At 63.3% G+C, this 6,227-nt stretch carries 4 protein-coding genes, 1 other RNA gene and 2 pseudogenes; 3 read left to right on the top strand and 4 right to left on the bottom strand.

Going from position 1 to position 6,227, the window contains the following annotated elements; translation table 11 throughout:
* A pseudogene (locus A7D27_RS28885) lies at positions 1–168 on the top strand (DUF1850 domain-containing protein); the annotation flags it as partial.
* A 185-nt stretch (positions 169–353) separates the two neighbouring features.
* On the opposite strand, the gene recR reads toward A7D27_RS28885, so the two are convergent.
* From recR to ffs, 4 genes are all read right to left on the bottom strand, one after another.
* Entirely contained in the window at positions 354–953 is a 600-nt protein-coding gene (recR, locus tag A7D27_RS26480; RefSeq protein WP_069562545.1) for a recombination mediator RecR, read from the bottom strand.
* 203 nt (positions 954–1,156) lie between these two features.
* Complete coding sequence (locus A7D27_RS26475; protein WP_044412787.1) at positions 1,157–1,483, bottom strand: YbaB/EbfC family nucleoid-associated protein; 327 nt, start codon at positions 1,481–1,483, stop codon at positions 1,157–1,159.
* An 11-nt stretch (positions 1,484–1,494) separates the two neighbouring features.
* On the bottom strand, positions 1,495–3,654 hold the full coding sequence (dnaX, locus tag A7D27_RS26470) for a DNA polymerase III subunit gamma/tau (protein ID WP_069566630.1): 2,160 nt from the start codon (positions 3,652–3,654) through the stop codon (positions 1,495–1,497).
* 206 nt (positions 3,655–3,860) lie between these two features.
* An RNA gene (gene ffs / locus A7D27_RS26465) (signal recognition particle sRNA small type) lies at positions 3,861–3,957 on the bottom strand.
* A 605-nt stretch (positions 3,958–4,562) separates the two neighbouring features.
* Between ffs and A7D27_RS26460 the strand changes: the two genes are divergently transcribed.
* Together A7D27_RS26460 and A7D27_RS28565 are read left to right on the top strand one after the other, a co-directional pair.
* A complete protein-coding gene (locus tag A7D27_RS26460) occupies positions 4,563–5,123 on the top strand; it encodes a recombinase family protein (protein WP_069566629.1) in 561 nt (186 codons plus the stop codon).
* A gap of 172 nt (positions 5,124–5,295) precedes the next feature.
* Positions 5,296–6,227, top strand: a pseudogene (locus A7D27_RS28565) (hypothetical protein); the annotation flags it as partial.

Below are 6,227 nucleotides of genomic sequence, written 5' to 3'. Positions count from 1 at the left end.
CTGCAACCGCTTCGCCTCGGGCGCACACCCGAGGCGGGGGACTATCAATTGTGCGTGGACCAGCGCTGCCGCCCCCTGAGCGACTGGCTAGGCCCACCCACGACGCGCCAGCCGGCACTGGAGCTGTGGAGCTGCGAGCTGGGTGCCCGAAAATCGCTCGACGACTGACGCCACCCCGCGCGACCTGTGCGGGGCCTACCCTCTTCCGCGTCAGCAGGCTGCCGAAGAACGTCGACAAGGCAACCGATGCAAGCCGAAAGCGACCAACGAAGCGCGGTATACGTGGGCTATATGAGCATGTTGAAAGCGTTTCAACGCCGCAGCAGCAGCGCCTCTAGCCTTTCAAGAGCCTGTCAGAGGCCGATGGGGCGGCGGCCGGCCAGGGCGTGGGTCAGGGTGCCGCCGTCCACCAGCTCCAGCTCGCCACCCAGCGGTACGCCGTGGGCGATGCGCGAAGCGATCAGCCCCTTGGGTGCCAGTAACTGGGCGATGTAGTGGGCGGTCGCTTCCCCTTCCACGGTCGGGTTGGTGGCGAGGATCACTTCGCTGAAGGCACCGGCCTCGATCCGCTCCATCAGTTCGGGAATGCCGATGGCTTCCGGCCCGAGGCCATCCAGGGGCGAGAGGTGTCCCTTGAGCACGAAGAAACGGCCGCGATAGCCGGTCTGCTCCACGGCGAAGACGTCCAGCGGCCCTTCCACCACGCACAGCAGTGAGTCGTCGCGACGCGGATCGGCGCACTGCGGGCAGAGGTCGTCCTCGCTCAGGGTGCGGCATTGCTTGCAATGCCCGACGCCTTCCATTGCGGCGGTGAGTGCCTGGGCCAGGCGCAGGCCGCCGCTGCGGTCACGCTCCAGCAACTGCAGCGCCATGCGCTGGGCCGTCTTCTGGCCTACACCGGGCAGGATGCGGAGGGCGTCGATCAGTTGGCGGATCAGCGGACTGAAGCTCATTCAGAAATCTCGGATTGGGGCTGAAACGAGCTCCGGTGCCCTGCTCGCTTCCGACCTCTATTACAGTCGCTGTCGCCAGGAGCGATCAGACGGCATGCAGTACAAGGCGTGAACGGCTACGGGCACCGGAGTTTACGTCTGTAAATGAGGATGCCCGGAGCCGTTCGCAACGCAGTAATGCGTGCTGGCTGGGCGCTCCCCACTTAGAAGGGCATCTTGAAGCCGGGCGGCAGTTGCAGGCCGGCGGTCATGCCGGACATCTTCTCCTGGCTGTTCTGCTCGATCTTGCGCACGGCGTCATTGACGGCGGCGGCGATCAGGTCTTCGAGGATTTCCTTGTCTTCCTGCATCAGGCTGTCATCCAGGCTCACGCGCTTGACGTCGTGACGGCCGTTCATGACCACGCTCACCAGGCCCGCACCGGATTGACCGGTGACTTCGGCGTTGGCCAGCTCTTCCTGCATCTTCTGCATCTTTTCCTGCATTTGCTGGGCCTGTTTCATCAGGCCTGCCATGCCACCCTTCATCATGATGGTTGTCCTCAGCGGTCAAGGGGTTCAATGGTGTCCGGGCGCACGCTGGCCCCGAACTGTTCGATCATCTTCAACACCAGCGGGTCGCTGGCAATCGAGTCTTCGGCATCACGCTGGCGGGCCGCACGTTTGCGGGCGGCAGCCTGGGCCGGGGTTTCCTGCTCGGGGCGACGGATCTCCACTTCCAGCGTCAGGGTGCGGCCGTGGTACTGGTTGAGGGCCTCGTTCATGCGCCGTTGCTGGGTGGCGTTGAACAGGGCGCTCTGGGCCGGGTCCAGGTGCAGGCGCCAGGTGTCGCCCTCCACCGCCACCAGGGTGCAGTTGGCGGCGATGTTGCCGGTCATGCCGCTAATGCCGAGGCGCGGGAACAGGTCCAGCCATTCGGCAGCCAGGCCAGTGGCCGGCTGCACATCCGGCAGGACCTCGGGCTCAGCCACCACTGCTGCCTCGCCGATGGGAAGCTCGTCGAGGTAGGCGATGGAATCGGCGTCCGCCTGATAGTAGTCGTCATAGTCCCCGGGCGGCGGCTCTTCGTCGTCGAAGGGCGCTTCGGTGGCCGGCACGGCTTCTGCAAGAGACACCGGCGCTGCGGCGACAGGGGCTGATACGGTCGCTTCGGCTACAGGCTCGGGCTCGGGCTCGGGCTCGGGCTCGGGCTCGGGCTCGGGCTCGGGGGCAGGCTGCGCGACTGGCGCGGACGCGGCCACTGCTGCGGGCTCTTCCCAGGGCAGGTCGACCGGCACCTCGGCGGGAGGCTCGGCAACCACGGCGGGCTGCGGCTCCACCACCGGCTCGCTCAAAGCAACGGGCTCGACCGGCGCTACAGGCTCGGGTTCAGGCTCGGATACCACGGCGGCAGCAGGCGCGGCCTCGACCACCGGTTCCGGCGCCGGCTGAAGGGCCGGCACGACCGCCGGAGCGGGCGCGGCGACAGGAGCCGGCATGGGCGGCTGGGTCACGGGCGCGGGGATGACGGCCGCCGGAGCCGCGACGGCGGCTCCGGCCACGGGGTTCTGGCTGGAATCAGCTGTGGCCTTGCTGATCCCCGGGTCCTTTAGCACCACCCTCGGCGCACCGTCGGCATCGGCCGGGCGGAACGCCAACATGCGCAGCAGCACCATTTCGAAGCCGCCGCGCGGGTCCGGCGCCAGGGGCAGGTCGCGACGACCGATCAGGCCCATCTGGTAGTAGAACTGCACGTCTTCCGCCGGCAGTGCCTCGGCCAGCGCCAGCACGCGATCGCGGTCGCCCTGGCCGTTGTCGACGGCATCGGGCAGAGCCTGGGCGATGGCCACACGGTGCAGCACGTTGAGGATTTCGGCCAGCACGCCGTTCCAGTCCGGGCCCTGCTCGGCCAGGTGGCGGATGGCCTCCAGCACGCCACGGGCATCGCCCTGCAGCAGCGCGTGGAGCACGCCGTAGACCTGGCCGTGGTCGAGGGTGCCGAGCATGGTGCGCACGTCGGCGGCCAGAACCTTGCCTTCACCAAAGGCGATGGCCTGGTCGGTGAGGCTCATGGCATCGCGCATGGAGCCATCGGCGGCGCGGCCCAGCAGCCACAGCGCATCCGCCTCGAAGGGGACGCTTTCGGCAGTGAGCACATGGGTCAGGTGTTCCACCACGCGCTCCGGCGGCATGTTCTTCAGGGAGAACTGCAGGCAGCGGGAGAGGATGGTGACGGGCAGCTTCTGCGGGTCGGTGGTGGCCAGCAGGAACTTCACATGGGGCGGCGGCTCTTCGAGGGTCTTGAGCAGCGCGTTGAACGAGTGCGTGGAGAGCATGTGCACTTCGTCGATCAGGTAGACCTTGTAGCGACCGCGGGTCGGCGCGTACTGCACGTTGTCCAGCAGCTCGCGGGTGTCCTCGACCTTGGTGCGGCTCGCGGCGTCCACTTCGATCAGGTCGACGAAGCGACCTTCGTCGATCTCGCGGCAGACCGAGCACTGGCCACAGGGCGTGGAGCTGATGCCGGTCTCGCAGTTCAGGCACTTGGCGAGGATGCGCGCGATGGTGGTCTTGCCCACGCCACGGGTACCGGTGAAGAGGTAGGCGTGGTGCAGGCGCTGGTTGTCCAGGGCGTTGATCAGGGCCTTCAGCACATGGGTCTGGCCGACCATTTCCCGGAACGAGCGGGGACGCCATTTGCGCGCAAGAACCTGATAACTCATTGAAAACCGTCGCAGCAGTGAATCGGGAGGGGGCTAATGCTAGCGGAGCAACCTGCAAATTGCACCCGAGATGCACACTCGTGACGAACTTCTTTCGGTAGCAGGAACGCCATAAAGGACGGAACGTGACACGACCGTGCTCACGCAATGCGTGGCGGAGAAATCAGCAAGAAGGGGATGAAGCGAGAGGAGGTATAAGGAGGCGACCCTACCAGCCACACCCCGGCACACAATGTCACCGCTGCGGCTGCTCCCTTCCGGGCCTGACCGGGTTCACGGCTGATCGTTGCGAGGGGACCGGCAGCCCTCGTAAATCCTGGCTTCCAGCGATTCTTGCTCATCACACTGCTTTCAAGTTGAGCGCCATTCTATAGACCTGACGTACGCCATTGCGAGCACTTTGGATCACCGTTTCGGATCACTTCTGGATCCCTTTTGGATCACTTGGCCACACCCCAACCGGCTATTTTTTGAGCAAAAATGCGAGCCCCTATCCATCGAGCCGTCCCACTCGACTCCCCCCGGCCCCCACCCCTCCTCGCCTGAAAAAACAGGGCACCCCCTCCCCCGTCAAACACGATGCTCAGGCTTCCCTGTCGACAGCGAGGGTGAGCCGGCTCACGTCGATCACCCATGGGCCTCGAACTCACTCCAATGTGAACGAGTACCGTGCTCTGGCCAGAGGCCTCGATGGAAGGACAGATCAGCCCGCATGACCGCGAGATGGATTCCCGTGCGCACTCAGGGGGTGGATCAGAAGGTGTGAACCCGTAACCAAGCAAAACGCTTCCAGAGAGCAACGAAAGAATGCGGCTTCCGCATGGATCGCTTCTGTTGAAAATCACGGATCCATCATGCACTATTCTGATCCAAGATAACGATCCATCTGGAGGTTGGAGTATCTATCCATGACTGCAGTACTTGCCTACGTCCGCGTCAGCACTTCTGAACAGAACAACGAAGCCCAGCGCCACGCCATCAGCCAGCGCTACAACATCCATGAGTGGTTCTCCGATGAGGCAACCAGCGGTGCCACCAAAGCACTGCAACGAGAGGGCTTCAAGGCACTCCATGCCTACGCCAGGAAAGGAGACACGGTTGTCGTGGCAGCCATCGACCGATTGGGCAGAGACACCATCGACGTTCTGGAAACAGTCGAAGCCCTGAAGGCCAAGGGCGTGACCGTGGTCTCGATGCGCGAAGGTTTCGACCTATCCAGTCCAGTCGGCAAAGCCATGCTCACCATGCTGGCTGCCGTAGCTGAACTGGAGCGAGCCAACATCAAGGCACGTCAGATGGCCGGGATCGAGCGAGCCAGGGCGCAGGGCAAGAAGCTGGGGGCACCGAAGGTGATCGATGATCAGGCCGTGGCCATCTGGAGGAAAGAGAACGAGGCCAGCATTGCAGATACCGCCAAGCACTGGGGGATCTCAACGGCTGCCGTGAAGCGGGCTTGTAGGGCATTTTAGGCTGCGCATTCTTCCCTGTAAGTCCTTGGTGGGACGGAATTATTTTTTACAGCTCCAGCAGCCACGTGATAGCGGGATGCGTGATTCAGTAAGCAAATGCTGGCATTCTTGCGCCTTCGCACTGTGGGTGTAGCTGCACTCATCCAACCACCAAGGATGTGGAGTCCTTCGCATGACCGATCTGGCCCAACGCCTCAAGGCCACCTTCCTTTCGTTGCTTCCTGCAGATGGAGCCACAAAGGGCAATGGCGCCCTTCGCCGTGAGATAGAAGAGCAGCTTTCCAAGGATGGGCTTTCGATCACCGAGGAGCAATACTGGCAGGTTCACGCAGAGCTGATTGCCAGCAGTGCCGTTGTAACCGGGAAAGGCCGTGGTGGATCGGTACGTCTTGTGGATGCACAGCCGGACTCCTTCGGGCTGGCTACTCAGGTCGTCGAAGCTGAGGAACCTGCAGCAGCCACAAAGAGTAAGCCCAAGGCTGAACCAGCCAAGCCAACTGCTGGCCGTGCTAAGCCGGGTGAAGAGACACAGGTGCTTTCCTACCGCCATCAGGACAAGCGCAAGAACAACCCGGAAGTAGGTATGGTGACCCCGGCTACCGATCCTGATGCGGGGCAGACCAAGTGGGCCTATGACCCGCATCTCGATCCGACCGTGAACTTCGACCCGCAGCGTGCCCGTATCGAGCAGCTGATTGACGATGCCCTTGAGTCCGGCAATACCGAATGGATGCGTCAGGCACTGGAGGAGCTGAAGCGTACCCAGTCCCCCTACCTGAACTGGGCCGGTAAGGCCGAGCGCACCAGTTTCGAAGTGGATACCGTCAGCTTGCATGTGCATGAGCGGATCGACCCGGCCAGCATCCTGTCGGCTGTCCGCAAGGTGATGAAGAAGGAAGGCAAGGGTAAGGGAGCCGAGAAGGCATTCCAGCCGGGGCTATTCGATGCGCCTTTCGAGAACCTACCGCTGCGGGATGCCATCGACTTTTATCGCCATGAACGTGGTTGGGCCAATCGGCTGATCGCGGGTGACAGTCTGCTGGTGATGAATAGTCTGTTGCAGAAGGAGACCATGGCTGGTCGAGTGCAGATGTTCTACTTCGA

This window comes from Pseudomonas sp. 1D4, assembly GCF_001728925.1.
GTDB lineage: Bacteria > Pseudomonadota > Gammaproteobacteria > Pseudomonadales > Pseudomonadaceae > Metapseudomonas > Metapseudomonas otitidis.
This window is presented reverse-complemented; position numbering and strand designations above follow the sequence as displayed.